The 24,868-nt window shown below is 60.9% G+C and carries 27 protein-coding genes; 14 read left to right on the top strand and 13 right to left on the bottom strand.

Features of this window, described 5'->3' with window-relative positions; translation table 11 throughout:
- Nucleotides 1-76: 76 nt before the first annotated feature.
- Nucleotides 77-1,285 carry an MFS transporter gene (locus AM571_RS12535; RefSeq protein WP_074061681.1) on the top strand — a complete coding sequence of 403 codons (1,209 nt, stop codon included), beginning with the start codon at nucleotides 77-79 and terminating at the stop codon, nucleotides 1,283-1,285.
- 8 nt (nucleotides 1,286-1,293) lie between these two features.
- Here the strand turns inward: AM571_RS12535 and AM571_RS12540 are convergent, their stop codons facing one another.
- Nucleotides 1,294-1,710, bottom strand: a complete 417-nt coding sequence (locus AM571_RS12540) for a winged helix-turn-helix transcriptional regulator (protein WP_074061682.1) — start codon at nucleotides 1,708-1,710, stop codon at nucleotides 1,294-1,296.
- A 112-nt stretch (nucleotides 1,711-1,822) separates the two neighbouring features.
- Here AM571_RS12540 and AM571_RS12545 point away from each other — a divergent pair, with 112 nt between their 5' ends.
- Nucleotides 1,823-2,710: an SDR family oxidoreductase gene (locus tag AM571_RS12545; RefSeq protein ID WP_074061683.1), complete on the top strand. Its 888-nt coding sequence runs from the start codon at nucleotides 1,823-1,825 to the stop codon at nucleotides 2,708-2,710.
- Nucleotides 2,711-2,887: 177 nt separating this feature from the next.
- Here AM571_RS12545 and AM571_RS12550 read toward each other — a convergent pair whose 3' ends face one another.
- Nucleotides 2,888-3,640, bottom strand: a complete 753-nt coding sequence (locus AM571_RS12550; RefSeq protein WP_074061684.1) for a pyridoxine 5'-phosphate synthase — start codon at nucleotides 3,638-3,640, stop codon at nucleotides 2,888-2,890.
- 427 nt (nucleotides 3,641-4,067) lie between these two features.
- Here AM571_RS12550 and AM571_RS12555 point away from each other — a divergent pair, with 427 nt between their 5' ends.
- Complete coding sequence (locus tag AM571_RS12555; protein ID WP_074061685.1) at nucleotides 4,068-4,754, top strand: MerR family transcriptional regulator; 687 nt, start codon at nucleotides 4,068-4,070, stop codon at nucleotides 4,752-4,754.
- A gap of 34 nt (nucleotides 4,755-4,788) precedes the next feature.
- Here the strand turns inward: AM571_RS12555 and AM571_RS12560 are convergent, their stop codons facing one another.
- Nucleotides 4,789-5,916 carry an ATP-dependent DNA helicase gene (locus tag AM571_RS12560; protein ID WP_074061686.1) on the bottom strand — a complete coding sequence of 376 codons (1,128 nt, stop codon included), beginning with the start codon at nucleotides 5,914-5,916 and terminating at the stop codon, nucleotides 4,789-4,791.
- 169 nt (nucleotides 5,917-6,085) lie between these two features.
- Between AM571_RS12560 and AM571_RS12565 the strand changes: the two genes are divergently transcribed.
- Nucleotides 6,086-6,655, top strand: a complete 570-nt coding sequence (locus AM571_RS12565; protein ID WP_074061687.1) for a DUF922 domain-containing Zn-dependent protease — start codon at nucleotides 6,086-6,088, stop codon at nucleotides 6,653-6,655.
- On the opposite strand, the gene AM571_RS12570 is transcribed toward AM571_RS12565, so the two are convergent.
- Complete coding sequence (locus AM571_RS12570; protein WP_074061688.1) at nucleotides 6,633-8,231, bottom strand: ABC-F family ATP-binding cassette domain-containing protein; 1,599 nt, start codon at nucleotides 8,229-8,231, stop codon at nucleotides 6,633-6,635. The two genes, AM571_RS12565 and AM571_RS12570, sit on opposite strands and share 23 nt — an antisense overlap.
- A gap of 259 nt (nucleotides 8,232-8,490) precedes the next feature.
- Here AM571_RS12570 and AM571_RS12575 point away from each other — a divergent pair, with 259 nt between their 5' ends.
- The 3 genes from AM571_RS12575 to AM571_RS12585 are packed head-to-tail and all read left to right on the top strand — an operon-like array spanning nucleotide 8,491 to nucleotide 10,176.
- Nucleotides 8,491-8,871: a hypothetical protein gene (locus AM571_RS12575; RefSeq protein WP_074061689.1), complete on the top strand. Its 381-nt coding sequence runs from the start codon at nucleotides 8,491-8,493 to the stop codon at nucleotides 8,869-8,871.
- A gap of 10 nt (nucleotides 8,872-8,881) precedes the next feature.
- A complete protein-coding gene (locus AM571_RS12580) occupies nucleotides 8,882-9,397 on the top strand; it encodes an RNA polymerase sigma factor (protein WP_074061690.1) in 516 nt (171 codons plus the stop codon).
- Nucleotides 9,394-10,176 (top strand): anti-sigma factor family protein, encoded by a 783-nt coding sequence (locus AM571_RS12585; protein WP_074061691.1) that lies wholly within the window; start codon nucleotides 9,394-9,396, stop codon nucleotides 10,174-10,176. The genes AM571_RS12580 and AM571_RS12585 overlap by 4 nt, the downstream gene beginning before the upstream one ends.
- Nucleotides 10,177-10,179: 3 nt before the next feature.
- On the opposite strand, the gene AM571_RS12590 is transcribed toward AM571_RS12585, so the two are convergent.
- From AM571_RS12590 to nthA, 3 genes are read right to left on the bottom strand one after another with little or no spacing between them, the layout of a single operon-like run.
- The gene (locus AM571_RS12590) at nucleotides 10,180-10,551 is read right to left on the bottom strand and encodes a nitrile hydratase accessory protein (RefSeq protein WP_074061692.1); all 372 of its coding nucleotides are present in this window, start codon (nucleotides 10,549-10,551) and stop codon (nucleotides 10,180-10,182) included.
- Nucleotides 10,538-11,197 (bottom strand): nitrile hydratase subunit beta, encoded by a 660-nt coding sequence (gene nthB / locus AM571_RS12595; protein ID WP_074061693.1) that lies wholly within the window; start codon nucleotides 11,195-11,197, stop codon nucleotides 10,538-10,540. The genes AM571_RS12590 and nthB overlap by 14 nt, the downstream gene beginning before the upstream one ends.
- Nucleotides 11,194-11,769: a nitrile hydratase subunit alpha gene (gene nthA, locus AM571_RS12600; protein WP_074063220.1), complete on the bottom strand. Its 576-nt coding sequence runs from the start codon at nucleotides 11,767-11,769 to the stop codon at nucleotides 11,194-11,196. Before nthA ends, nthB begins: the two co-directional genes overlap by 4 nt.
- Nucleotides 11,770-11,918: 149 nt before the next feature.
- On the opposite strand from nthA, the gene AM571_RS12605 reads away from it, so the two are divergent.
- The 3 genes from AM571_RS12605 to AM571_RS12615 all read left to right on the top strand — a co-directional run bounded on the left by AM571_RS12605 (nucleotide 11,919) and on the right by AM571_RS12615 (nucleotide 14,043).
- Nucleotides 11,919-13,199 (top strand): SDR family oxidoreductase, encoded by a 1,281-nt coding sequence (locus AM571_RS12605; RefSeq protein WP_074061694.1) that lies wholly within the window; start codon nucleotides 11,919-11,921, stop codon nucleotides 13,197-13,199.
- Nucleotides 13,189-13,674, top strand: coding sequence for a DUF2269 family protein (locus AM571_RS12610; RefSeq protein WP_155774446.1), 486 nt, complete (start codon nucleotides 13,189-13,191; stop codon nucleotides 13,672-13,674). Before AM571_RS12605 ends, AM571_RS12610 begins: the two co-directional genes overlap by 11 nt.
- 111 nt (nucleotides 13,675-13,785) lie before the next feature.
- On the top strand, nucleotides 13,786-14,043 hold the full coding sequence (locus AM571_RS12615; RefSeq protein ID WP_074061695.1) for a hypothetical protein: 258 nt from the start codon (nucleotides 13,786-13,788) through the stop codon (nucleotides 14,041-14,043).
- A gap of 38 nt (nucleotides 14,044-14,081) precedes the next feature.
- Here AM571_RS12615 and AM571_RS12620 read toward each other — a convergent pair whose 3' ends face one another.
- Nucleotides 14,082-14,675, bottom strand: a complete 594-nt coding sequence (locus tag AM571_RS12620; RefSeq protein WP_074063221.1) for a LysE family translocator — start codon at nucleotides 14,673-14,675, stop codon at nucleotides 14,082-14,084.
- A gap of 160 nt (nucleotides 14,676-14,835) precedes the next feature.
- Between AM571_RS12620 and AM571_RS12625 the strand changes: the two genes are divergently transcribed.
- Nucleotides 14,836-15,684 carry an aldo/keto reductase gene (locus AM571_RS12625; RefSeq protein WP_074063222.1) on the top strand — a complete coding sequence of 283 codons (849 nt, stop codon included), beginning with the start codon at nucleotides 14,836-14,838 and terminating at the stop codon, nucleotides 15,682-15,684.
- A gap of 32 nt (nucleotides 15,685-15,716) precedes the next feature.
- Here the strand turns inward: AM571_RS12625 and ilvN are convergent, their stop codons facing one another.
- Together ilvN and AM571_RS12635 are read right to left on the bottom strand one after the other, a co-directional pair.
- Nucleotides 15,717-16,289, bottom strand: coding sequence for an acetolactate synthase small subunit (ilvN, locus tag AM571_RS12630; protein ID WP_074061696.1), 573 nt, complete (start codon nucleotides 16,287-16,289; stop codon nucleotides 15,717-15,719).
- Nucleotides 16,290-16,314: 25 nt separating this feature from the next.
- A complete protein-coding gene (locus AM571_RS12635; protein ID WP_074061697.1) occupies nucleotides 16,315-18,108 on the bottom strand; it encodes an acetolactate synthase 3 large subunit in 1,794 nt (597 codons plus the stop codon).
- A 315-nt stretch (nucleotides 18,109-18,423) separates the two neighbouring features.
- On the opposite strand from AM571_RS12635, the gene AM571_RS12640 reads away from it, so the two are divergent.
- Nucleotides 18,424-20,460 carry an ATP-binding protein gene (locus tag AM571_RS12640; RefSeq protein WP_074061698.1) on the top strand — a complete coding sequence of 679 codons (2,037 nt, stop codon included), beginning with the start codon at nucleotides 18,424-18,426 and terminating at the stop codon, nucleotides 20,458-20,460.
- A gap of 15 nt (nucleotides 20,461-20,475) precedes the next feature.
- On the opposite strand, the gene AM571_RS12645 is transcribed toward AM571_RS12640, so the two are convergent.
- On the bottom strand, nucleotides 20,476-20,724 hold the full coding sequence (locus AM571_RS12645) for a hypothetical protein (protein WP_074061699.1): 249 nt from the start codon (nucleotides 20,722-20,724) through the stop codon (nucleotides 20,476-20,478).
- A gap of 61 nt (nucleotides 20,725-20,785) precedes the next feature.
- The gene (miaA, locus tag AM571_RS12650; RefSeq protein ID WP_074061700.1) at nucleotides 20,786-21,688 is read right to left on the bottom strand and encodes a tRNA (adenosine(37)-N6)-dimethylallyltransferase MiaA; all 903 of its coding nucleotides are present in this window, start codon (nucleotides 21,686-21,688) and stop codon (nucleotides 20,786-20,788) included.
- On the opposite strand from miaA, the gene serB reads away from it, so the two are divergent.
- Nucleotides 21,689-22,579 (top strand): phosphoserine phosphatase SerB, encoded by an 891-nt coding sequence (gene serB, locus AM571_RS12655; protein WP_074061701.1) that lies wholly within the window; start codon nucleotides 21,689-21,691, stop codon nucleotides 22,577-22,579.
- The gene (locus AM571_RS12660) at nucleotides 22,576-23,142 is read left to right on the top strand and encodes a GNAT family N-acetyltransferase (protein WP_074061702.1); all 567 of its coding nucleotides are present in this window, start codon (nucleotides 22,576-22,578) and stop codon (nucleotides 23,140-23,142) included. Before serB ends, AM571_RS12660 begins: the two co-directional genes overlap by 4 nt.
- A gap of 112 nt (nucleotides 23,143-23,254) precedes the next feature.
- On the opposite strand, the gene AM571_RS12665 is transcribed toward AM571_RS12660, so the two are convergent.
- Nucleotides 23,255-24,859 (bottom strand): DegQ family serine endoprotease, encoded by a 1,605-nt coding sequence (locus AM571_RS12665; protein WP_074061703.1) that lies wholly within the window; start codon nucleotides 24,857-24,859, stop codon nucleotides 23,255-23,257.
- Between the last annotated feature and the right edge of the window lie 9 nt (nucleotides 24,860-24,868).

Below are 24,868 nucleotides of genomic sequence, written 5' to 3' on the forward strand. Positions count from 1 at the left end.
TCGCACGCAAGAAGCGAGTGGCGCAGAACCACTTCAAGACCGATCTTCCCCCAGATCAGCATACCGGAGTTTTTTCATGAGCATTTCAACTGCAACGAACGAGACCGCCAAAGCCAGGCCGATCTCGCCTTTGATGACATTCCTTTTCGCGGCCGCCTGTGGCCTCGTCGCCGCCAACCTCTACTACGGCCAGCCGCTGGCCGGCCCGATCAGTGGCGAGCTCGGCTTCACGCCGGCAGCCACGGGCCTGATCGTGACGCTGACGCAGATCGGCTACGGTCTCGGCCTGCTCCTCATCGTGCCGCTCGGCGACCTGCTCGAAAACCGCCGCCTCGTGCTTATGCTGATCCTAGTATCGGCAGTCGCGCTCGTCGGCGCTGCACTCTCCTCAACGCCCATCCAGTTCCTGCTGGCCTCGCTCTGTATCGGCCTCTCCTCGGTCGCGGTGCAGGTTCTGGTGCCTTTCGCCGCCCATATGGCCCCGGATGCGACGCGCGGACGTGTCGTCGGCAACATCATGAGCGGACTTCTCTGCGGCATCATGTTGGCCCGCCCCTTTGCGAGCTTCATCGCCGAAGCCTCGTCGTGGCACATGGTCTATTACATCACCGCGCTCGTTATGGTCGGGCTGGTCCTCATCCTGCGCGCCAACCTGCCGGTGCGCGTCCCGCACACGAAGCTCGGCTACGGCGCACTGCTTGCCTCGATGCTGCACCTTGCTATCACCACCCGCGTCCTGCAGCGCCGCGCGCTCTACCAGGCCGGCATGTTCGGTGCGTTCAGCCTATTCTGGACGACGACACCGCTGCTGCTTGCGGGCCCCTCTTTCGGCCTGACCCAGAACGGTATCGCGCTCTTCGCACTTGCCGGCGCTGCCGGTGCCGTCGCCTCGCCGGTTGCCGGACGCCTGGCCGATCGGGGGCTAACGCAGATCGCCTCGGCTTTTTCCATGCTGCTCGCCATGGTAGCCTTCGTCATCAGCCATTTCGCAGCCGACGGCTCGCTGAGCGCGCTCATCCTGCTCACGGCAGCAGCAATCCTTCTGGATTTCGGCGTAACGACCAATCTGGTCTGCGGCCAACGCGCGATCTATTCAATCAGCGCAGACCATCGCAGCCGTCTGAACGGTCTCTACATGGCGACTTTCTTCGCCGGCGGCGCTGTCGGCTCCGCCCTCGGAGGCTGGGCTTATGCAGCCGGCGGATGGACGACGACAGCCTGGATCGGCTTCTGCTTTCCCGCTTTCGCCTTCCTGCTCTTCCTTACCGAGGGGCGAGGCAAATAAGAGGCGCCTCAATCTTCAGCGGTATCGAAGCGGGCCCGGGCATCGCGAACAGCGTCGTGGTTTGCTTCTGCCCAATTCAAAAGCAGCGCCAGCGTGGCGTAAAGCGAGCCTCCGAGTTCGGTGACCCGGTACTCGACACTTGGCGGCTTCGTCGGAAACACCTCCCGCTCGATATAACCTTCGCGCTCAAGGTCGCGAAGCGTCTGCGTCAGCATCCTCTGGGAGATATCCGGTATCTTCCGCCGCAGCTCGCCGAAGCGGTAGGGCCGTGCTGCAAGCGCCTCCAAAAGCAGCGTCGACCACTTGCCGCCGATCTTCTGCATCATGTCCCGCACGGGACAATTGCTGAAATCGAGACTTCCGAGATCGATCTCCCGGCGGATGCCGGGGGCAGGCTTGCTCTTCAGATTGACGACAGCGCTCACGGGATGGTTCCCTTTCGGTAACGTAGAGCGGAAAAACTGCCTTCTTTACAGCTCGAAGTCAATTCCTATTTTAGTGCTGCTCTCTTTTTGAGACTACCATAGAGGAAGACCCATGAGCGAAACGATACTCGTCACCGGCGCGGCCGGCCAGCTTGGCCGGCGCATCATTCATCACCTGCTCGAAACCTACAATGTTCCGGCCAAGAGCATCATCGCCGCCACCCGCGACCCGGCGAAACTCGCCTCGCTCGCCTTTAAGGGCGTGACCACCCGCAAGGCCGACTTCGACGATGCAGCAAGCCTGGAAGCCGCCTTCAAGGGCGTCGATCGCCTGCTGATCATCAGCACCGACGCACTCGCCATCCCCGGTCAGCGCCTGACGCAGCACAAGTGCGCCGTGGAAGCTGCGGCGAGAGCCGGCGTGAAGCACATCGCCTATACATCCATGCCCTCGCCGGACAAGTCACTCGTCACTTTCGCGCCGGACCACCTCGGCACCGAGCACGTCATAAAGGCCGCGGGCATTCCCTATACGATTTTCCGCAACGCCTGGTATTTCGACAACTATCTGCACGGCATGCCGCATAATCTGCAGACTGGCAGTTGGTACACGGCAAGCGGCGACGGCAGGGTTTCCAATATCTCCCGCGACGACTGCGCAATGGCGATTGCCGCCGCCCTCGCCTCCAAAACGGGCGAGAACGCAACCTACACGCTGACGGGCAGCCAATCGCTAACCGCCGACGAGATCGCCGCCGGCATCGCCGCTGCTGTCGGAAAGCCTTTACAGGCCGTGAAAGTTAGCGACGAGCAGCTCGGCCAGGGCATGCGCGGGGCGGGACTGCCCGACTTCGTCGCCGACATGCTGGTCTCAGCCGACGCCAACATCCGCGCCGGCAACTTCGATCTCCTCACGGACGACTTCAGGACGCTGACCGGCAAGCAGACGCAGAAGCTCGAGGACTTCTTCGTTGCAAACAAGGCAGCTCTGCTGACATAAGCGTCGATTTCTGCCCCATCGAGTCAGTTGCTGCGAAGGGCAAGGCAGGCATTGCCTTGCCCTTCGCAGGCAATGGAGCGGCGACGGGCCGTGGCTGGATCTCTCCTCGGGATTGACCTGAGGCGCGGAGCCCTTTCGCCACGCGCCCCACGTCCTGCAAAGAAAGCGGCCTGCTCCTCAGATCTTGTGCCCCAACGCCCGGCAAAAGCGCCGGACGGTTTCCGCCATGCCGTATTCCAGTGCATCCGCCGTCAGGCCGTGACCGATCGAAACTTCCGCAAGCTTCGGGATGCGCTTCACGAGCGGCGGCAGGTTGGCGACCGTCAGGTCGTGGCCAGCATTGACGCCGAGGTCGATTGCGAGTGCTGCGTCCGCCGTCTTGCCGAGCGCTTCGAGAATCGGGCCTGCCCGCTCCGGCGAACCGTAGCAGCCGCCATATGGACCGGTATAGAGCTCGATCCGGTCCGCCCCCGTCGCCTTGGCGATCTTCACTGCATCGGCATCGCCGTCGCCGTCGGCAAACAGCGAAACCCGGGTTCCCATCTTCTTGAGTTTTACAACGACATCCGTGAGAAAAGCCTGATGCCTGGAAAAATCCCAACCGTGGTCGGAGGTCGCCTGCGTCGGATCGTCAGGCACGAGCGTCACCTGCTCGGGGGCGGCGCCTCCACAGAGATCGAGGAATTCCTCCGTCGGATAACCCTCGATGTTGAACTCGGCCTCAGGAAACTCGTCGTCGATCAGATTGCGGATCACCTTCAGGTCGGAGAAACGAATGTGCCGCTGGTCTGGCCGCGGATGGACGGTCAGCCCGCTGGCCCCCGACTGCAAGGCGATGCGCCCCAGCGCCTCGACGCTTGGCCATGGCAGATCGCGCCTGTTGCGCAGCATGGCGATGGCATTGAGATTGACGGAAAGCGTCGTCGGCATGTTGATGATCCATTCGGTGCGATAAGCGTGAGCTGCTTTTTATGCCAATGGGCCCGGCGAAACCAATGAGATTCTGATATGGCTGCATGCAAATCCATGATGGAGGCCCGCATGGTCGCAAAGGGCATAACGCAGGAGTATTCCCGTTCCGCTGCAAGAATTTCAGCTGTTGCGGGCACTCTATACGGCCGACCGTACGCCGGATATCAAGATTTCGGGCGCTGCGTTGCTATCCTATTTAAAAGCGATTATTTTTAGCACTTACAAAAATGCCCGTTCACGCATAACGTGAGAATAAGTATCGAGTAAGTACGCCGCGTACTGCTTCTTCCCGACGACAAGAACGCCTCGAGGAACACCACTCCGCAGCGCCTTCGAAGCAACTGGCAAAACCGCATGAGGTGCAACTTTTGCCCCAGGAGGGTTCATGCCAGACGGTACCAAACGTGCCGCCGCCGGTAAAGCTTCGGAGCGCCGTTTCAGATACCGGTTCCTGCCATCTGCCGCCCTGCCGCCGGACTTGCCCGACGGACCGGTACCCATCGCCGAGATGGCCAACGCGTTCGGGGTCACGCACAGGACGCTGCATTTCTACGAAGAAAAGGGACTGCTGTCGGCCAACCGTATTGGCCTGATGCGCGTTTACGGCCAGGACGACGTGATGCGCATGGCCGTCATCAACGTCTGCCGCGAGACCGGGATGGCGATCGCGGTCATTCAGGAGCTGATGGAGGAATTGCGCCGTGCATCCTCGCAGGAGGAAGCAGAGGCAATCTTCCAGGAGGTGCTCGCCGTCCGCAAACGCGAGCTGACGGCGGAAATGTCGACACTGCATCGTCAGTTGCAACAGGTCAGCGATCTGCTCGACCCCGACGCCAGCAGCGAGATACCGCCGCTCAACGACAACGAGGATCAATCCGCCCTTTCGGATGAGGAACTGCGCTGCCTCTCGTTGATGGCCGAAGGCTTCTCGACGCAGCGCATCGCCCGCGCCCTTGACCTGAAGCATGACGAAGCACAGGCGCTCGAAGCTGACATCATCCTGAAATTCCGGGCCAACAACCGCTTCCAGGCAATCACCAAGGCAGTTCTTCTCGGCATCGTCAAAGTGTGACGTTCCGGCAATGGCCGCCACCGTTTTTGCAGCTTCACCGCACGATCGTCAGCGTCTCCGCCGCGCGTGTGATCGCCGTATAAAGCCAGCGTTCGCGCGTATCGCGGAAGGCCCAGCTTTCATCAAAGAGCACCACATTGTTCCACTGCGAGCCCTGCGCCTTGTGCACGGTCAGCGCATAGCCGTAATCGAATTCGTCGTAGCGCTTGCGTGTATTCCACGGGATTTCGCCTTCGACATGCTCGAAAACCTGTTTCAGCAGCTTGATCTTTGCCGCGCCGCGACCCATGTCGTCGTCTTCGGGCCGCACGAGCAGGTTGATGCCCGGCTTCGTCGTCTCCTTCGATGACGTCATCACCTGCCAGAGCGAGCCGTTGAGCAGTCCCTTGGCGGGGTCGTTTCGCAGACAGACGAGCTTGTCGCCCGTCTGCGGATAATCCGCCGTGAAACCCTTCAACTCCCGCAGGCGCTGGTTATAGCGACGCCGCGTTCGGTTGGTGCCGACAAGCACCTGATCGGCATCGAGCACCAAGGCCTGGTTGACTTCGTTCTTGGAAATCACCCGGGCGGTGCCGTAGTCGCCAGAGATGATCTCGTTGCCTTCGCGCACCTGCATCGCCAGCTTGATGATCGGATTGTCGCGCGCCTGGCGGTGAATGTCCGTCAATAGGTAATCAGGCTCCTGATTGGTAAAGAAGCCGCCGCCCGAAACCGGCGGCAGCTGGCCGGGATCGCCGAGCACCAGGATCGGTGTGCCGAAGCTCATCAGATCCTTTCCAAGCGCCTCGTCGACCATCGAGCATTCGTCGACGATGATCAGCGCCGCCTTGGCGACCGGGCTCTGGCGGTTGATGGTGAACATCGGCGTCATCGAGGTCTTGCCGGTTTCCTCGTCCTCGACAGCCTCTTCCCCACGCGGGCGATAGATTAACGAATGGATAGTCTTGGCATTGCTGGCACCGCGCGAGCGCAATACCTGCGCCGCCTTGCCAGTGAAGGCGGCAAACAACACGTCGCCATCGACATTCTCGGCAAAATGCTTGGCAAGGGTCGTCTTGCCCGTTCCGGCATAGCCGAACAGACGGAAGAGCGGCGACCGGCCCTCCTTCAGCCACTTCGAAACGGCCTTCAGGGCTTCGTCCTGTTGCGGAGCAAATTGCATGGGGGCGACTTGGCAGGATTCGCGGCCGCGAAGCAAGGTGGAAAGTGCGCCCGCAGGTTGGCGCGGCGCGATTGCCTGCTTTCAGCGGCTTGAACGCCGGTTTTGCGCCCTTTAGTGTCGCCACGTTGCTTGAGGGAATCACGTGAGAAGAAGCATTCAATTCTGCCTGATGACGGTCGCCTTGACGATTCCTGCTGCCGCCCAGGCGGAATGGCAGGCCATCGAACAGGTCACTCCCTATGCAATCACTGGCAAATCCGGCGCCGAGCTCTACACATCGATCGGCGAAAACGGTCCCAGCGCCGGCATCGGGCGTGTCATCGCGCACACGACCTTCAAGCTCACCTGGACCAGGAAATACGAGCCGCAGGCGGACAGGTCCTGCAGGCTTACGGTGGCCCGGCCCAAGCTGATTATCACTTATACTCTGCCTAAACCTACGACGCAGCTGCCACCTGCAACCAAGGCTAGCTGGGACAGCTTCATAACTGGCGTAGAGACCCACGAACGCTGGCACGGCGAAACCATAAAGCAGATGGTCAAGGCAATTGAAGCCTACAGCCTCGGACTGACCGCCGCTGATGATCCCGAATGCAGCAAGATCCGCCTCGTGCTGACAAAACGCCTCGGCGAACTCTCCGGCTACCAGCGTCAGCGGGGCCGCGACTTCGACAAGGTCGAAATGGGTGAAGGCGGCAACATCAAGCAGCTTATCCTCAAGCTGGTGAATGGCCCGTAGGAAACTCCAGCCGGCGCGTGATCCCAATGCCCTGCAGGAAGACTTCGTCGTGACTGACGACCAGCAGCGCGCCGTCATAGGCACGCAATCCGACCTCGACCGCAGCGATCGAATCGATGTCGAGATGATTGGTCGGCTCGTCCAGGATGAGGAGCGAAGGCGGTTCCGACCCGCCCAGAACGCATGCCATACCGGCCCGCAACAGCTGGCCGCCGCTGAGCGTCGATACGCTCCGGAGCGCAGCATCGGCCCTGAACATGAACCGGGCGAGCGCCGCCCGACAGGCGTTTTCATCAGCGCCCGGGTTTATCCGCAGGAAGTTGTCACGGATCGAGGCCGACGGATCGAGAAGGGTCACCTGCTGATCGAGCATTGCGCACTTGGTCATGACTGAGACCGTCCCGGCCTGGGGCTTCAACTGCGCGGTGACCAGCGCCAGCAATGTCGTCTTGCCCGAACCGTTCGGGCCGGTGACGGCGATGCGCTCCGGTCCAACGATGTTGAAGGACAGGTCGCTGAGGACCGGCTCGGCAGACCGATAGCCCGCCGTCACCGAATCCACCTTCAGGACGACCTTGTTGGCAGGCAGTCGGGCCGGCGAAAGCGTCACCGAAAGGGGCTCCAGGATTTCGATCTTGTCGCGCGCGGCGGCGGCGTCTTCGAGCGCCTGGCTACGCCGGCGTTCGACAAGCCGGGCGTTATCGCCGCCTGTTGCTTCGCTGCGCTCCTTCAAGCCGCCGGCGACGATACGCGGCATGTCGCCTCTGGCAGCCTTTTTTCGGCCGATACGATCCCTGCGAGCTTGCCGTTCGGCCGTGGCTTGGGCGCTTCGGGCAACCACCGCCACACGCTTCTCGGCATCGGCGAGATCTTGCTCTGCGGCAGTCAATTCTAAAGCCTTGCGCTGCCGATACTGGCTCCAGTTGCCGCCATAACTCGTGACCCCAAGCGAAGTCAGTTCGACGATGGCGTCCATGGTTTCGAGCAATTCCCGGTCGTGGCTGACGACGATGGTCCCCGCTCGCCAGTTTGCGATCAGGTCGATGACGGCCTGGCGGCCGTCGCGGTCGAGATTGTTGGTAGGCTCGTCCAGGATGAGAAAATCGGGCTCGGCGAAGATCAATGCTGCAAGCCCTGCCCGCGTGCGCTGCCCACCCGACAGTTCGACAAGACGCGTTTCGGGCTCGCCGTCGATCCCCGCGCGATCGAGAGCCGAAGCAATACGCGCTTCCAGCTTCCAGTCGGCCGATGCAAGCTCTTCAGCCGTCGCCTCGCCCGCCTCGGCGCGTCGAAGGACGGCGAGCGCTTCGGTCACGCCGAAGAGATCGCCAATCATTTCTTCGGCTTTCACCTGGACGCCTTGACGGAGCACGCCCAGGCGACCACCTGACGTTATCGTCCCGGACTGAGGCTGGAGTTCGCCGGAGATGAGCTTGAGAAGCGTGGTCTTGCCAACGCCGTTGCGGCCGACAAGACCCGTTCGGTCTGTGCCGAAGCCTAGATCGAGACCTGAGAAAAGCGGCCGGCCGTCAGGGGTGGACCACGACACGTTGGAGAGCTTGATGAATGCAGGCATGGATGTCCAGTTTTCCGGTGGCAAGGCAAATTGGCGTTGCGATCGGGTGGAAATCCATTGCTGCACACATCCTGTTGAAACGAACGATGGCCGGAAGCTAAGTGACGGGTGCTGCTAATTCAAGCAGGAGTAAATCTCGGCACGACACCAGAGACGTGGATTTCGTTTAAATATCCTCAGTACGCATGGAATAAAATCACTCCTGCCGGTGTCTCATCTCCGGTAAGCAAAGAAGCTGCCGAACCTGAGGAGAGACCACATGAAATCCGTAAAGTTCGTTCTCGCTTTCGCCGCCGCATCTGCTGCGGCAACGGCTGCATTTGCGGCAGCGCCGGTCATGACCGTCGAATCCGCCAAGGGCAAGGTGCTCGCCGGCGAAAACGGCATGACGCTCTATACCTTCAAGAAGGACACAAAGGGCGTTTCCAATTGCTACGACCAATGCGCCAAAAACTGGCCGCCGCTGATGGCCGCTTCCGATGCGAAGGCCGATGGTGCATATTCGATCATCGACCGCAAGGACGGCACAAAGCAATGGGCCAAGGACGGCATGCCGCTCTATTTCTGGGTGAAGGACACCAAGAAGGGTGATATCACCGGCGATGGCGTGGGGGGCAACTGGGACCTTGCCAAACCCTGAGTAAACGGGCGTGAAGACACCAGCACCCGAAACATTCGAGGGCCAGATCCTGGCCCTTCTCCCCTCGCTCCGGCGCTATTCGCGCAGCCTCACCCGCTCCGACGCCGACGGCGAGGATTTGCTGCAGGACTGTGTCGAAAAAGTACTTGCCCGCCGGTCGCAGTGGCGCGGCCTGAACCTGCGCGGCTGGGCGCTGACCATCATGACAAATCTCTTCCGAAACACCCGACGCCAGAGCCCGCCCAGCATCATGGTCGAGCTTGACAGTGCCGAGGACCTGCCCTCGCCCGAGACGCCTGCCGATCCGCTGGAGCGCTTGCGGCTGGAAGATGCGCTGAACAGTCTGTCTGAGGAAAGCCGCGCCGTGCTGATGCTGGTTGTCATCGAGGGCTATACTTACAGCGAGGTGGCCGCCGCGCTCGACATACCGGTTGGCACCGTCATGTCGCGGCTGTCGCGCGCCCGACAGCGGCTTGGAGACCGAATGAAGGCCGACAATGTGATTACGCTTCGGAGACCGAAATGACCGAGACCAGGCCGACCGTGCCCGAAGCGGACCTCCATGCCTATGCCGATGGGCAACTGCCAGAAAACGCCCGCGCCCGTGTCGAGGCTTGGCTGAAGGACAATCCCGACGACGCTGCCAAGGTGACGGCATGGCGAACGCAGAATGCTGCGATCCGTTCAATGTTCGAGCCTTACGAAAAATCCAAGGAAGGCGACATCCTGCTGGTCGAGCCGGAAAATGACGCTTCCCTCCGGCCGAGACGTTCGGCCATTGCCGCAGCCGCCGTCGCTCTCTTCACGCTTGGTGCCCTTGCCGGTCATTACGGCCCTCCACTCGTCCAGCAACCCGAACTGCAGCTTGCCGGTTCCGAGACGCTGCCGGCAGAGGCGCAGAACGCCTTCCTGGTCTATGCAGGCGAGGTCCGCCATCCTGTCGAAGTCTTCGCCAATGAGGAAGTGCATCTGGCGACCTGGCTCGGCAAGCGGCTTTCTATTCCGAACCTGAAGGTGCCGGATCTACAGTCCTTAGGCTTCCGGCTCGTCGGCGGACGGCTGCTGCCGGTGGAGGGAAAGCCGGGCGCGATGTTCATGTACGAGAATCAAGCGGGCGAACGCCTGACGGCGCTTGTCGGCCGCAACAAGGCGAACCGGACGACAAGCTTCCGCTTCGCCTCCGCCGGCGGTGTCGAGACATTCTACTGGATCGACGGCGAACTCGGCTATGCCGTCACCGGCGAGATTTCGCGCGATATGCTGCGGCAGGTGGCCGAGGAATGCTACAAGCAGTTCCCGTCGTGACGATCAGTGAAGCGGATCGTTGGAAAGCTCGATCGGCTTTCCGTGAGGCGTGGCTTGCGCCGCACGCTGCCAGCTCTTCTGCAGCAAAAGGATAGCCCCGACATCGGCTATGCCTTTATTGACAAGGAGCGAGGATAGCGCTGCGACCCAGCATTCGAAGTAGTCGCTGCCGTTCACCGCCCGGCCCGGCCTGTGCAGTTCGGCCGAAAGCATCTTTGCCCACTCTCTCCACGTGAAGAGACCGCGTTCGTGGAGATGCACCGTCATCGCAAAAGCTGCAGCCGCCCAGGGCTCGGGAAAGACCGGTTCGCCACCGGCGGATTTCGGCAGTTGAGGCGATCGCGTCAGCGGCGATGCCGTTTCATAAAGGCTCAAGATAGCTCTCCCAGGCATCGATCGAAACCGTAAGCGATGGGTCGGCGCCCACGCCCCAGATTTCCCTGCCATCGAAAACAACGGTATAGACCCATTGCGGGTTCTCGCCCTTGCCATGCGCATTGTCGTCCGGGAACACGAACGAGCCCTGCACAGCCTCGACCACGCCGATCCTGGCACGCGCATAGCGCGGCAGCCGGGTATGCGTTTCCGGATTGAAGTTTTTTGTCCGGACCTTCTCGCCGACAGCAAAGCGCGCAGCGGCTTCCACCGGACGGTCGCAAGCGCCGCCGCGCGCCAGAACGCTTGCAACCATATCCGCCTTCAGAATCCGTTTCGGCACCGCTGCAATCATCTGCTTGTGGCCGACATCGATTTCGGCAGCCGTTGTGAATCCGTGCCGATCAAGCAGCACTTCCAGCGCCCGAATCCATATTTCGTAATAGCTCGCGGAGAGATAATCAGCAGGCGGAATATTCTCGCGCGCATGCCGGCTCTCGTCGATCGTCCAGGCACCGAAGGCACCGCATGATAGCGTCAGTCCAAGCGCACGCTTTTCCCACTCGGCATGGAAATACGGCTCGTCCTTTTCAGCCGCGACCGGCCCGAACCCCATCTGTCCACCAAGGTCGTGCGGCCCGTTCACGCGGCGGCTCCCGGAGCAGAAGCAACTGCCGTCCCGATCATCGCATCGCGGCTGACGAGACCGGCAAGTTGCTGCTCGCTCAGACCTTCCGTTCCCTCGGGGCGTTCGGGAATGACGAGATAGCGCAGTTCGGCCGTCGAATCCCAGACGCGGATTTTCTTCTCCGCGGGCAGTGTCAGGCCAAATTCGGCAAGCACGCCGCGCGGATCGATCACCGCCCGCGAGCGATAAGCCGGCGCCTTGTACCAGACCGGCGGCAGGCCGAGCACCGACCAGGGATAGCAGGAGCAAAGGGTGCAGACGACGAGGTTGTGGGTCGTATGCGTATTGAAGACGGCGCGCATGTGCTCGCCCTGCCGGCCGGTATAGCCGAGGCTCGCAATTGCCGCCGTCGCGTCGCTCTTCAGCCATTCGGCAAATGCAGGATCGCTCCAGGCCCTCGCCACCACATGGGCGCCGTTGCGCGGGCCGATCTGCGTCTCATAGGCCTCGACGATTGCATCGACCGCCGCCGGATCGATCAGCCCCTTCTCCGTCAACACCGTCTCCAGCGCCTTTACCCGCGCCTGCATGTCCGAAAAGCGGTTGTCGTGATGGTGATGGTGATCAGGATCGTCGTGCAAGGCGAGGTCCTCCGCGCATAGGAGACTATCTTTAGGCGCTTGAAAGCAGCCCGCCAAGCAATTCTATGCGCCGAGCGGTTTTTCGATAAATTCGATCAATGAACATTCTGATTCTCGGCGCAACAGGTTTCATCGGCTCAGCCGTCGCCGCCCGCCTGGTGGCCGATGGCCATGCCGTCAGCGGTCTCGGCCGCACTCCCGTCCGGGCTCGAACCAAATGGCCGGATGTGCGCTGGCTGCGTGCCGATCTCGCACACATGACCACAGCTGTCGATTGGCAAGAGACACTGAAAGACCAGCATGTGGTCGTCAACTGCGCAGGCGCCTTGCAGGACGGCTTTTCCGACGACCTTGCCGCGTCGCAGGCAGATGCGATGCTAGCGCTCTATGCCGCGGCCAAGACATGCGACGTCCGCCTCATCGTCCAGATTTCTGCAAACGCGGATACTTCGGATGCCGATCTGCCGTTTCTCGCAACAAAATGCCGCGCCGACGATGCCCTTGCATCAAGCGGTCTACCTTACGTCATTTTGCGTCCGGCACTCGTTGTCGGTCGCAATTCCCATGGCGGCTCAGCGCTTTTGCGGGCACTCGCTTCGATGCCTTTTGGTCTGCTGCTTATCCATTCCCAAAGCCCGATTGAGACGGTCGATATCAAAGATGTCGCTGCAGCCGTCAGCGCAGCAGTCTGCGGCGAAATTGAAAGCGGAAACGACATTACCCTCGCATCCAGCGAGACGCTCATGCTTTGCGAGCTCGTGAAGCTGCATCGCCAATGGCTGGGCCTCCCGCCCGCGCCTATCATTCCTATCCCAGCTGCGCTGGCAAAACCCTTGACCTGGCTCGCCGATTTTGCGGGGCACCTCGGCTGGCATTCGCCCTTGCGTTCGACGGCCATGGCCATCATGTCCAAGGGCATCGCAAGCAACGGAACGGTTTCAGCCATCCGCGGTGGCTCGGCCGCAGCCACGTTGGCAGCCAACCCATCTGGCATTCAGGATCTGTGGTTCGCGCGCCTCTATCTGCTGAAGCCGCTGATAGCCGCCGGCCTTGCTCTGTTTTGGCTTCTGTCCGGCATCATCCCGCTTCTGTCGCCACAAGAGGCAAGTCAGCATCTTCTGGCCTTCATGCCGCCCACCGCTGCAATGACGCTCACGCTTTTCACATGCGCCGTCGATATCGCGCTTGGCGCAGCACTGATTTTCCGGCCCTTAGCCCGCAAAGCTCTTCTCGCCATGCTCGCCGTCTCCCTCGCCTATCTGGCGGGCGGAACCTTGCTCGAACCCTCACTCTGGCTTGATCCGCTGGGACCTCTCATCAAGGTCCTGCCATCGCTTCTGCTGACGCTCGTCACCCTCGCCATTCTGGATGAACGCTGATGCTCGCAGAATTTCTGCTGTTTGCCACGTAGTCGGCGCAACCGTGCTCTTGGGCACCGGTGCAGGGATCGCTTTTTTCATGGCAATGGCGCACCGGACGCAAGAGCCGGAACTGATTGCGCATGTTGCGGGAACCGTTGTAATCGCCGATGCGATCTTCACCGCAACGGCTGTCATTCTCCAGCCGGTGACGGGCTATCTGCTTGCCAGCATCATCGGCTGGCCGCTCGGCGAGGGCTGGATCGCTCTTTCGCTCATCCTCTACGTCGTCACCGGCCTTTTCTGGCTGCCGGTCGTCTGGATACAGGTCCGGCTCCGCGATCTCGCACGCGCAGCCGCGACGGCTGGCGAACCGCTGCCGCCGAAGTATTTCCGGCTCTACCACATCTGGTTCGCGTGCGGGTCTCCGGCCTTCATTGCGGTGATCGGCATCGTCTGGCTGATGCTCAATAAGCCTTCGATCACCCTATTTTAGCATCCGTGACGATAGGCAACGCCCCCAGGGACTAATCCCATTGCACCCGAGGTCCAGTCCGGCTTGCGTGATATTCTGGCGCCTTCTCGCAAGCAGGGGAAAGGTATTGCGATGAACAGGATCACTCTTCTTGCAGCCGCGCTCGGCGCTGTACTCGCTTCCTGGGCAAGCGCGGACGACTATCACGATCTGAAAAAGGACGAGTATCAGATCCCCGGACATCCCTATAAGTCCGCGCAGAACTGTCAGCGCATCGCTCCGGTCGGCAAGTTTGACCGCCGTTGCGACATTCCGCTCTTGGGCTTTCGCAACTTTGCAGACCCGACGATCACCGTTCAATCCGGCGGCATCGGCGGGTTCGGCATCTAAGCGCTTTCTGCAGGAGTCTCCTCGACCATCCGCGTTTTCTATTTCAACATCGGCCAGAGGCTCAGCACCAAGAGCGCCGCCATGGTGAGGTTGAACCATTTGAGCCGTACCGGGTCGGCCAGCCATTGGCGAAAAGTGGCGCCGAAGCCGGCCCAGGTCGAAACGCTTGGAATATTGACCGCGGCAAAGGCAAGACCGACGATCAGCACGCTAGCCAGATAGAGATCGGGATTGGTGTAGGTCGCCATGGCCGTTACCGCCATGACCCAAGCCTTGGGGTTGACCCACTGGAAGGCGAAAGCAGCAATGAATGACATCGGCCTGACGCTGTCCTTGCCTAGACAAGGCGCTCTCGACGTCGCGATCTTCCACGCAATCCAGACGAGATAGATGCCGCCTGCAAGTTTCAGCGCCATGTAAAGCGCCGGCACCATATGCAGCAATGCGCCGAGCCCAATGCCGACGCCGAGAAGTAGTGAGAAAAAGCCGGCGCCGATGCCGAACATGTGCGGGATCGTCCGGCGAAAGCCGAAATTAACCCCCGAGGCAAAGAGCATCATGTTGTTCGGACCCGGCGTTATCGACGTCGTGAAGGCAAAGAGAACAAGAGCCAGAAACGTATCCAGCGGCATTGGGACCTCCCGTAGATGCCAACCCATGACGATCACTGTCGATTGAGGTCCGCTAACCGGCTTTCGTTTCCTAAGCCAGATAATCTTTGTCACGGTGACAGGATTGCTTGAAAGATGACGCGCCTGCGCAATCTTTGAAAGAAAAATGAAAGATTCGGCCATGCAAGACGACCCCATCCCGGCGATCACTTTCCCGAACGGCATCAAAGTACCCGCTCTCGGCCAGGGCACCTGGAACATGGGAGAACGGGCCTCGGAAGCCGAGCGCGAAATCGCAAGTCTCAAAGCCGGGATAGAGTTAGGCATGACGCTGATTGATACGGCCGAAATGTACGGCGAAGGCGATTCCGAGCGCATCGTCGGCCGTGCCATCAAGGGCCGGCGCGAGGGCCTGTTCATCGTCACCAAGGTCTATCCGTGGAATGCCAGCCGCAGGGGAACAATTGAAGCCTGCGAGCGGAGCCTTTCACGTCTCGGCATCGACCAGATCGACCTCTACCTGCTGCATTGGCGGGGTGAACATCCGCTGGCCGATACCGTCGAAGCCTTCGAGGACCTGAAGGACGCCGGAAAGATCGGCGCCTGGGGCGTTTCGAACTTCGATATCGGCGACATCGAGGAATTGCTTGCGGTCCCGGGCGGCCGGCACGTCGCTGCCAACCAGGTTCTCTACAATCTCGCGCGCCGCGGCATCGAATATGATCTTCTGCCCTGGTGCCAGGAGCACGGCGTCCCGGTCATGGCCTATTCGCCGATCGAACAGGGCCGCATCCTGCACAATCCCGAGCTTATCCGCATCGCCAAGGCCAATCAGGCAACCCCGGCTCAGGTCGCCCTCGCCTTCCTTCTCGAACGCGACGGCGTGATCGCCATTCCGAAGACGTCAAATGCCGACCGCGTGGCTGAAAACCGCGATTGCGTCTCGCTCGATATCAGCGACGATGACTGGGCAGCGCTCGACGCCGCCTTCCCGCCGCCGACCCGCAAATCGGCGCTCGAAATGCTCTAAGTCTTCAGACTGCCCCGGCTTCAGACGCCGGTTCACATCCCCTGCGGACCGCGGTTCATGGCGGCGATGCCGGTGCGGCAGACTTCGATCAAGCCGAGCGGCTTCATGATCGCCACGAACTGATCGATCTTCGAGGACTTGCCGGTGATTTCCAGAATGAAATGCTCCACAGTTGCGTCGACCACCTTGGCGTGGAAGGCATCTGCAAGGCGCAGCGTCTCGGCCCGGGTTTCGCCGGTTCCGATCACCTTGACGAGCGCCACTTCCCGTTCGATCGGACGCTCCTGCCCCAGTTCGCGAGCCCGCACGGTCAGGTCCACGACGCGGTGCACCGGCACGATGCGCTCGAGCTGGGCCTTGATCTGCTCCAGCACGTGCGGCGTGCCGCGCGTCACGATGGTAATCCGCGACAGATGCGCCTGATGCTCGGTTTCGGAGACCGTGAGGCTTTCGATATTGTAGCCCCGGCCGGAGAACAGGCCGATGACGCGGGCAAGGACGCCCGGCTCGTTGTCGACGAGAACCGATAGCGTATGGTTCTCGGCAGCTGCGGTTTCGGGCGAGATGAAGTAGGCGGAGCCTGTCGGCTGTAGATGTGCGTTCATTGTCTTGCTTCCTCACCTTCGGATCTCAAACGAGCTGACGGCCCTTGGCGTCGATCGCATTGGCGACCGCTTCGTCCGTGGCTTCGTCCGGCAGCAGCATCTCGTTATGCGCCTTGCCCGACGGGATCATCGGGAAGCAGTTGGCGAGATTGGCGACGCGGCAATCGAGGATGACCGGCTTCTTTACGTCGATCATCTCCTGGATCGTGGCGTCGAGATCATCCGGCTTTTCGCAGCGCAGGCCGACGGCGCCATAGGCTTCCGCCAGCTTCACGAAATCCGGCATCGCCTCCGTATAGGAATTGGATAGCCGGTTGCCATGCAGCAGCTGCTGCCACTGGCGGACCATGCCCATGTACTGGTTGTTCATGATGAAGATCTTGATCGGCGCGTTGTGCTGGATCGCCGCCGACATTTCCTGAATGCACATCTGGATCGAAGCATCGCCGGCAATATCGATGACGAGGCTGTCAGGGTGGGCGATCTGCACGCCGAGCGCTGCCGGCAGGCCGTAGCCCATCGTGCCGAGGCCGCCTGATGTCATCCAGCGGTTCGGCTGTTCGAAGCCGAAGAACTGCGCCGCCCACATCTGATGCTGTCCGACTTCGGTGGTGATGTAGGTATCGCGGTCCTTCGTCAATTCGTACAGCCGCTCAAGCGCATATTGCGGCATGATGACATCGTTGCTCTTGGTGTAGGCGAAGGAGTTGCGTGCACGCCAGCGGGCGATATTCGCCCACCAGTCGGAAAGCTGGCCCTTCTCCGGCCTCTTGGCCAGAGCACGCCAAAGCCGGACCATGTCTTCCAGAACGTGGGCGACATCGCCGCGGATCGGGATGTCGACGCGAACATTCTTGTTGATCGAGGACGGGTCGATGTCGATGTGGATCTTCTTGGAGTTTGGCGAGAAGGCATTGATGCGGCCGGTAATGCGGTCGTCGAAGCGGGCCCCGATGCAGACCATCACATCGCAATCGTGCATCGCCATGTTGGCCTCGTAGGAACCGTGCATGCCGAGCATCTTCAACCAGTTCTTGCCGGAGGCCGGATAGGCGCCGAGGCCCATCAGCGTCGAGGTAATCGGGAAGTCCGTGAGTTCGACCAGCTCGCGCAGCAGCTTGCAGGCTTCCGGACCGGAATTGACGACGCCGCCGCCGGAATAGATGACAGGACGGCGCGCACTGGCCATCAGCTCGATTGCCGCATGAATCTGGTTGAGATCGCCCTGCAGCTTCGGCTGATAGCTCTTCTGGATCGCATGATCGGCCGGCGGCGTATAGGTGCCGGTCGCGAATTGGATGTCCTTTGGAATATCGACGACGACAGGGCCAGGGCGGCCCGACTGCGCGATACGGAAGGCTTCATGTATGATGGCGGCAAGCTCGTTGACATCCTTGACCAGCCAGTTGTGCTTGGTACAGGGGCGCGTGATGCCGACGGTATCGCATTCCTGGAAGGCATCCGAACCGATAAGCGAGGTCGGCACCTGACCGGTGAGGCAGACCAGCGGAACGGAGTCCATCAGCGCGTCCTGCAGCGGCGTGACGGCATTGGTTGCACCCGGACCGGAAGTGACCAGCATGACGCCGACCTTGCCGGTCGAACGCGCATAGCCTTCGGCCGCATGGCCGGCACCCTGCTCGTGGCGCACGAGGATGTGCTTGATCTCCTCCTGCTGGAATATCTCGTCATAGATCGGCAGCACCGCACCGCCCGGATAGCCGAAGAGATGCTCGACGCCATTGTCCTTCAGCGCCTGCAGAACGATCTCCGCTCCTGTCATCCGATTGTCTGGTGTCTGGTTGTCCGTGCCCGTCATGTTTTTTGTTCCGTTTTTGACTGCTGGAATTGAGGTCCTTGGTGCGCGAGCCTGGATTGCAGGCATAAAAAAAGGCCCCAGAGGGAGCCTGTCAACTAGCGCATGGGTGGCTGTCGCCGGATGGTTACACCATCCTGCCCATGCGCTTTCCCACCACAATAAGAGCTGCTGCTATTTTCATGGGCGCAATTGATAGACAGAAAATTTCACAGCGTCAACGCATCCCGAAATAAAAAATCGGCCACGTAACAGTCCCCGAAGGGTTTTGTTAAAGGATAAATCATATGATCGCCTGCTAACGCAGGGAGTAGGCCGTTGCTCAACAACGACTTGCAAACGTCGGATAAAGCCAGCGAGCAGGATCGCCGCGACATTCAAGCCCCTGGGAATCGCTTCCTCGGCCGTGTCGTCGCATGCAGCGGCTCACGCGCGACCATCGCTGCCGTAGCAGAGGCCGGCGGCACCGATCTTACCGAACTCTGGTCAGTCGGCCGCCTGATTTCGATCAGCGTCGGCCGGAATCGCGTCGTTGCACTCGTCTACGCCATGAACACCGGCACGCATGCCTGGGGCGAGGGACAGGACAACTCTTTCAGGATCGAGACCGAACTGCTCGGCGAAGTCCGCGTCGATGAAGACGGCCGCGAGGAATTCTCGACAGGGATCTCACGCTATCCCCATCTTGGCGCCATTGCTCACCGCATCCGCGCCACCGATCTGATGCGCATCTACGATGCGGGTACCGGGACGACGGCGGTCATCGGAAAACTGACCCAGGACGAGAGCATCGATGCGGCGATCCACATCCCCTCGATGCTTTCCAAGCATTTCGCGATCGTCGGTTCGACGGGCGTCGGCAAATCCACGGCCGTATCGCTTCTTTTGCACAAGGCAATCGAAGCCGATCCGAAGTTGCGCGTCCTGATCCTCGATCCACACAACGAGTTCGCCGCCGCGTTCCCCAGGCATTCGGTCGTTATCGATACCGACACGCTCGACCTGCCCTTCTGGCTGATGCGGCTTGAAGAATTCGCAGAAGTCGTCTTCCGCGGCCGCGCGCCAGTGCCAGAAGAAATCGACATGCTTCGCGACATCATGCCGGAAGCCAAGCGCGCCTTTCGCGGCAGCGACAACTCGCTCGTGCGCCGCACCACCGAGAAGAGCTCGATCACCGCCGATACGCCGGTCCCTTACCGCATGGCCGATTTGCTGGCGCTTATCGACGAGCGCATCGGCCGCCTCGAAGGCCGCGCCGAGAAGCCCTTCCTCCGCTCGCTGAAGATGCGTCTCATCGCGGCGATCAACGATCCGCGCTACCACTTCATGTTCTCCAACAACACGATCAGCGATACGATCATGGACACAGTGGCGCAGATTTTCCGCATACCCGGTGAGGATCGGCCGATCTGCACGTTCCAGCTTTCCGGTATCCCGTCGGAAGTGGTGAATTCGGTTGCCTCCGTCCTGTGCCGCATGGCCTTCGAAATCGGGCTCTGGAGCGATGGCGCCGTCCATATGCTGGTCGTCTGCGAAGAAGCGCACCGCTATGTCCCGGCCGATTCGAACCTCGGATTCATCCCGACGCGCCAGGCCATCGCCCGCATCGCCAAGGAAGGCCGCAAATACGGCGTCTCGCTCGGTATCATCACGCAGCGCCCTGGCGAACTCGACCAGACGATCCTCTCGCAGTGCTCGACCGTGTTTGCCATGCGCCTTGCCAACGATCGCGACCAGGACATCATCCGCTCGGCAATCCCGAATTCGTCGATCTCCACGACGAGCTTCATTTCCTCGATCGGCAACGGCGAAGCGATCGCCTTCGGCGAGGCTATCAGCGTGCCGATGCGCATGCGCTTTTCGCGCGTCGAGCAGCATCTGCTACCGAAGGCGAACGGGGCGACTGCCAAGCATTCCGACGAGGATCCCGATACGGTCGATCTGCGCAAGATCGTAACCCGCATGCGCGCCGTCAGCGGCGGGCCGGATATTGCGTCGTTCCAGCAAAGCTACAGTGCCGCGCAAAGCGATATGCTGTTCGACGACGAAGAACCGTCGGAGGACGCTCCCTATCCGGCATCCGTCTCTGCGCCGCCGCTGGCCCCGATCGATTCCTACAGACCGGACATGCTGCCGCGCAACCATGCTCCGCGCGAGCCGCAAACCGCACCGCCGCAGACATCTTTGGACGGCCGCCTGGAAGCTCTGCGGCGAGAGATGCGCCGCGAGGAGACAACATCCCAGCGGCCGGTGTTCTCCCAAGACCCGGCTGCCAGCCCGCACCGCGAACCCGGCATGTCGCTCCGCGAAAGCATTCTCAAGAAGCCGCTGAGAGGGCTCCATAACAAGGATTGAGGCTCAGCGCTGAGATTATTGTCGGGCTGCAGCGGCAATCGTACTCAGGTGGCGCTCTATCAGCGTCAGAAAGGCGATCGTCCCGCAGACCAGGGCGGCGACCACGATGCCGGCGATCGCGCCGAAAATCGCTCCGATCACGACCATTCCTGGCTCTCCTTGAGCCGAGGCCGCGGTCGCGCCAGACAGGGTGGAGAACGCCACAATGACGATTGCAATCAGCGCATTGATGGAAGCAAGCGTCTTTGCGAGAAAATTATTCATGACATCCCTTTCCGTTTCCAATGATGATATCGAGCTGACTGACTTGAAGATTACGCGCTGATCACGGCTGCGGCGATGTCAGGCGCTTCCAGCTTTGGTCCATCTGATTGCGAAACCAGGTCATCTGCCGCTTGGCATATTGCCGTGTCGCGGCAGCACCCTTCTCGATCACTTCCAAGCGCGTCATCTCGCCCTTCAGCATGGCTGCAATTTGGGAAACGCCGATCGCCTTCATCGCCGGCATTTCCGGTGAAAGGCCGAGTGCCAGCAGCGCCTTGACCTCATCTTCCGCACCCTGCTCCAGCATTTTCTCGAAGCGCCCGTTGATGCGCTGGTGGAGCAATGCGCGTTCCGGCAAGACGATGATCTTTTCCGCATTCGCCGGATCGACGATCACCGGTCCCGCTTGCCCTTGGAAGACAAGGATCGATTTTCCCGTTGCCTTCACCACCTCCAAGGCACGCACGATGCGTTGCCCGTCCTGGATGCTGAGACTACCGGCAGCGGCCGGATCGACTTTGGCGAGTTCAGCATGGAGCGCTTCAGCACCTTCATCCAGCAGGCGCGCCCGTAGCCGGTTGCGGATGTCTTCCGGTATCGCCGGCATGTTCGACAGACCGCCTGTCAGCGCCTTGAAATAGAGCCCCGTCCCGCCGACGAACACCGGCAACTGTCCCTTGGCACGCAGATTGGGCAGCAATGACATGACATCGCGCAACCAGGTCCCCGTCGAATAGGCAGCGCCTGGCGGCACATGGCCGTAGAGATGATGCGGCACGCCTTGCATCTCCGCTTCGGACGGCCGCGCCGTCAGGATGCGCAGCGTGCCGTAGACCTGCATGCTGTCGGCGTTGATGACGGCACCGCCGTGGCGTTTGGCAAGTTCCACGGCAAGCGCGGACTTGCCGCTGGCGGTCGGCCCGGTTATCAGGATTGCACTTGTTGCGCTCAGAAGGTTTTCCATATGGCTCTCGTTGCCACGCTTGTTGCCAATCCGTCAAATCCCGTTCTCACGCCGAGGCTCGCCGAACAGGCGGCCGAAATCGTGAAGGCATCCGGGCTCTACTGGCTGTCGGACGGCATCGCCTGCGATATCGCCCTTCGCGACGGAACCGATAGGCAAGCGGCGGAGGCGAATATCCTTGCGGCCATCGCCAGCGCGCCGATCGACCTGGTTGTCCAGGAGGCCGAAGAGCGTCGCAAGAAATTGCTGATCGCCGACATGGATTCGACGATGATCGAGCAGGAATGCATCGACGAGCTCGCCGCCGAAGTCGGCCTCAAGGAGAAGGTCGCCGCCATCACCGCGCGCGCCATGAACGGTGAGATCGCGTTTGAACCCGCACTGCGCGAGCGTGTTGCCCTCCTGAAGGGGCTGCCGGTCTCGGTCATCGACGAGGTTATCGCCAAGCGCATCACGCTGACGCCCGGCGGTCCGGAATTGATCGCCACGATGAAATCGAGGGGTTATTACACTGCCCTCGTCTCCGGTGGCTTCACCGTCTTCACCAGCCGCATCGCCGCTGCTCTCGGCTTCGACGAAAACCGCGCCAACATTCTTCTTGAAGAAAAAGCCCTGCTCTCCGGCTTGGTCGCAGAGCCGATCCTCGGCAAGCAGGCGAAGGTGGATGCGCTCAGCGAAATTTCTGCAAGGCTCGGTATCTCCACCGAAGAAGCAATCGCCGTGGGCGACGGCGCCAACGACCTCGGCATGATCCACCTTGCCGGCTCCGGCGTCGCCCTGCACGCCAAACCCACCGTCGCCGCCGAAGCGAAAATGCGCATCAACCACGGCGATCTGACTGCACTGCTTTATATCCAGGGCTATCGAAAGACCGATTTTGTGACGCCATGACAGTGATCGCGACGACGCCCCGCCTGCTTTTGCGCAATTGGACAGAAGCGGACCGGCCGCTTTTCCACGAGATCAATTCCGATCCTGAAGTGATGGAATTCTTCGCATTTCGTCGCCACCGCGCCGAAGCAGATTCGATGCTGGATGCAATCCGCGATTCCATCGCCACGACCAGACTTGGTTTCTATGCTATGGCACTGAAGGAAACCGATGAGCCGATCGGCTTTTGCGGCCTCTGGAAGCCCGAACTCGAACCGTTCCTCCCGGCAGGCACTATCGAAATCGGCTGGCGTCTTGCGAAACGGCATTGGGGCAAGGGATATGCGACGGAAGCTGGAGAAGCATCGCTTCGCCACGGTTTCACCCAGTTCGATCCTCCTGAAATTGTCTCTTTCGCGGTCACGGACAATCACCGTTCCACTGCCGTCATGCGCCGACTTGGCCTGCATCACGATCCGGATCGCGATTTCGATCATCCTCGCATTCCTGACACGCATCCGCATCTGAAACGCCACGTGCTCTATGCGATCAGCCGTCAACAATGGGAACGAAAGATCGGCTGACATCAATTACGCTTTCCCGCAAGACAGGAAGATGTCGCCTTGTTGTCGGGTCGTCAGTGGTACCGACATCGGTGCAAAGCAGAATTCATGAATGGATCCATTGCGCGCTTTGCTATTCCATCGGCACTGCGATGAACCGCAAATCGCCGTTTGCCGAGGCGATCATCAGCTGCGCGTTGCGGCGGCCTTCCTGCTTCAACGACTGCACCTTCGCAGCCACGGCATCCGGCGACTTCATGAATTCCTGGGCGACCTCGACGATGACGTCACCGGCCTTGAGCCCCTTTTCGGCGGCCGCAGACCCGGGCGCCACCTCCGTCACCACGACTCCGTCCACGCTTTCGGCAATGCCGAAGGTCTTGCGAATCTCCGGGCTCAGCTGCGTCAGCGACAGGCCGAGCACATCCTTCGGCGTCTTGGCATCGGGTACCGGCGCCTGATGATCGGTCTGGCCTTTGCCGTCGGGTGCCGGCTGGACCTGATCCTGGTCAAGATTCGGTTCGTCCATGTCGTCGTTCTCTTCCGGATCAGGATTGATCACACCATCCGGAGAGGTAACAGCGTCGTTGGAAGCGGCCTGATCGCTGTCCTCAAGACGACCGAGCGTCACCTTGACAGTCTGCTCCTTGCCGTCACGCAGTACCACGACGTCGACTTCCTTGCCGACCGGGCTTTCGGCCACGACGCGCGGTAGGTCGCGCATCTCGTTGACCGGCTTGCCGTCGAATTTCAAGATGACGTCGCCCGCCTTGATCGAACCGTTGTCGACCGGCCCTCCCTTGATGACGCCGGCCACGAGCGCGCCCTTGGCGCTATCGAGACCCAGGCTGTCGGCCACGTCGTCTGTGACCGGCTGAATGCGCACGCCGAGCCAGCCGCGGCGTGTCTCTCCGAACTCGCGAAGCTGGTTGACCACGCCCGCTGCAAGCTCCGAAGGCACCGAAAAGCCGATGCCGATCGAGCCGCCGCTCGGCGAAATGATCGCCGTGTTGATACCGATCACTTCGCCTTTCATGTTGAAGAGCGGACCGCCGGAATTGCCCTTGTTGATCGCCGCATCGGTCTGGATGAAGTTGTCGTACGGGCCTGCGTTGATATTGCGGCCGCGGCCAGAAATGATGCCGACGGTTACCGACCCGCCGAAACCGAACGGATTGCCGATCGCCATGACCCAGTCGCCGATGCGCATGTCGCTGGAATCACCAAACTTCACGGCCGTCAGCGGCGTCCTCGGTTCGACCTTCAGCACGGAAAGATCGGTCTTCGTGTCCGTGCCGATGAGCTTGGCTTTCAGTTTGGTGCCATTGGCGAAATTGACCTCGATGTCATCTGCACCCTCGATCACGTGGTTGTTGGTGACGATATAGCCCGACGGATCGATGACGAAACCGGAGCCGAGCGAGCTGACATTGTGGTTGCCGCCTTGGCCGCCCTGCCGCTTATTGAAGAAGTCGTTGAAGAATTCCTGGAACGGCGAGCCATCCGGTGCGCGAGGCGCCGGACCGGCACCTTCGTCGCCCTTGATCTTCTGCGAGGTGGAGATGTTCACAACCGCATCGAGAAGCCCTTGAGCAAGATCGGCAACAGAGGCCGGACCATTCATCGCAGGCGCGCTCTGCGCTTCAGCAGTGCCGGTAAGGCCAATATTTGCCAGAAGTGCAACCCCGGCCAGGAGAGCGAGCGATCGTCTGAAGGTCGGGCGTATCGTGGGGGCCATCAAGCTTCC

Source organism: Rhizobium etli 8C-3, from assembly GCF_001908375.1.
Taxonomy (GTDB): domain Bacteria; phylum Pseudomonadota; class Alphaproteobacteria; order Rhizobiales; family Rhizobiaceae; genus Rhizobium; species Rhizobium etli_B.

What these genes read in the sequence shown, in the direction of transcription:
- AM571_RS12585 (WP_074061691.1), top strand. Translation starts at nt 9,394, where the DNA reads ATGACCGAGACCAGGCCGACCGTGCCCGAAGCGGACCTCCATGCCTAT.
- AM571_RS12615 (WP_074061695.1), top strand. Translation starts at nt 13,786, where the DNA reads ATGAACAGGATCACTCTTCTTGCAGCCGCGCTCGGCGCTGTACTCGCT.
- serB (WP_074061701.1), top strand. Translation starts at nt 21,689, where the DNA reads ATGGCTCTCGTTGCCACGCTTGTTGCCAATCCGTCAAATCCCGTTCTC.
- AM571_RS12625 (WP_074063222.1), top strand. Translation starts at nt 14,836, where the DNA reads ATGCAAGACGACCCCATCCCGGCGATCACTTTCCCGAACGGCATCAAA.
- AM571_RS12665 (WP_074061703.1), bottom strand. Translation starts at nt 24,859, where the DNA reads ATGGCCCCCACGATACGCCCGACCTTCAGACGATCGCTCGCTCTCCTG.
- nthA (WP_074063220.1), bottom strand. Translation starts at nt 11,769, where the DNA reads ATGCAGGCGCGGGTAAAGGCGCTGGAGACGGTGTTGACGGAGAAGGGG.
- AM571_RS12560 (WP_074061686.1), bottom strand. Translation starts at nt 5,916, where the DNA reads ATGCAATTTGCTCCGCAACAGGACGAAGCCCTGAAGGCCGTTTCGAAG.
- AM571_RS12575 (WP_074061689.1), top strand. Translation starts at nt 8,491, where the DNA reads ATGAAATCCGTAAAGTTCGTTCTCGCTTTCGCCGCCGCATCTGCTGCG.
- AM571_RS12555 (WP_074061685.1), top strand. Translation starts at nt 4,068, where the DNA reads ATGCCAGACGGTACCAAACGTGCCGCCGCCGGTAAAGCTTCGGAGCGC.
- AM571_RS12565 (WP_074061687.1), top strand. Translation starts at nt 6,086, where the DNA reads ATGACGGTCGCCTTGACGATTCCTGCTGCCGCCCAGGCGGAATGGCAG.
- AM571_RS12635 (WP_074061697.1), bottom strand. Translation starts at nt 18,108, where the DNA reads ATGACGGGCACGGACAACCAGACACCAGACAATCGGATGACAGGAGCG.
- AM571_RS12620 (WP_074063221.1), bottom strand. Translation starts at nt 14,675, where the DNA reads ATGCCGCTGGATACGTTTCTGGCTCTTGTTCTCTTTGCCTTCACGACG.
- AM571_RS12660 (WP_074061702.1), top strand. Translation starts at nt 22,576, where the DNA reads ATGACAGTGATCGCGACGACGCCCCGCCTGCTTTTGCGCAATTGGACA.
- AM571_RS12570 (WP_074061688.1), bottom strand. Translation starts at nt 8,231, where the DNA reads ATGCCTGCATTCATCAAGCTCTCCAACGTGTCGTGGTCCACCCCTGAC.
- AM571_RS12550 (WP_074061684.1), bottom strand. Translation starts at nt 3,640, where the DNA reads ATGCCGACGACGCTTTCCGTCAATCTCAATGCCATCGCCATGCTGCGC.
- AM571_RS12545 (WP_074061683.1), top strand. Translation starts at nt 1,823, where the DNA reads ATGAGCGAAACGATACTCGTCACCGGCGCGGCCGGCCAGCTTGGCCGG.
- AM571_RS12645 (WP_074061699.1), bottom strand. Translation starts at nt 20,724, where the DNA reads ATGAATAATTTTCTCGCAAAGACGCTTGCTTCCATCAATGCGCTGATT.
- ilvN (WP_074061696.1), bottom strand. Translation starts at nt 16,289, where the DNA reads ATGAACGCACATCTACAGCCGACAGGCTCCGCCTACTTCATCTCGCCC.
- AM571_RS12605 (WP_074061694.1), top strand. Translation starts at nt 11,919, where the DNA reads ATGAACATTCTGATTCTCGGCGCAACAGGTTTCATCGGCTCAGCCGTC.
- AM571_RS12610 (WP_155774446.1), top strand. Translation starts at nt 13,189, where the DNA reads ATGAACGCTGATGCTCGCAGAATTTCTGCTGTTTGCCACGTAGTCGGC.
- miaA (WP_074061700.1), bottom strand. Translation starts at nt 21,688, where the DNA reads ATGGAAAACCTTCTGAGCGCAACAAGTGCAATCCTGATAACCGGGCCG.
- AM571_RS12535 (WP_074061681.1), top strand. Translation starts at nt 77, where the DNA reads ATGAGCATTTCAACTGCAACGAACGAGACCGCCAAAGCCAGGCCGATC.